Genomic DNA, 282 nt, shown 5'->3' on the forward strand with positions numbered 1-282 from the left:
GCCGGCTCCGCGAGTGCATTATCGACAGTGACACGTTTGGCAGGACCCAAGGAGGCCGAGTCCATGATTCGTGCTGTGTGGAATGGAACAGTGCTCGCTGAGGCGCCGCGAACCGTACGGGTGGAAGGCAACCACTACTTTCCGCCCGAGTCGCTGCACCGCGAGCATCTAATCGAAAGCCCGACCACGTCGATATGCCCATGGAAGGGTCTGGCCCATTACTACAACGTCGTCGTGGACGGCCCCTATGGTCCGGTTAACCCGGACGCTGCCTGGTACTAC

1 protein-coding gene is annotated in these 282 nt (G+C 60.6%); it reads left to right on the forward strand.

Features of this window, described 5'->3' with window-relative positions:
* Positions 1 to 63 precede the first annotated feature (63 nt).
* On the forward strand, positions 64 to 282 hold a 219-nt coding region (locus BST12_RS29905; RefSeq protein ID WP_139802125.1), incomplete at its 3' end, for a DUF427 domain-containing protein.

The sequence above is a fragment of the Mycobacterium angelicum genome (assembly GCF_002086155.1).
GTDB lineage: Bacteria > Actinomycetota > Actinomycetes > Mycobacteriales > Mycobacteriaceae > Mycobacterium > Mycobacterium angelicum.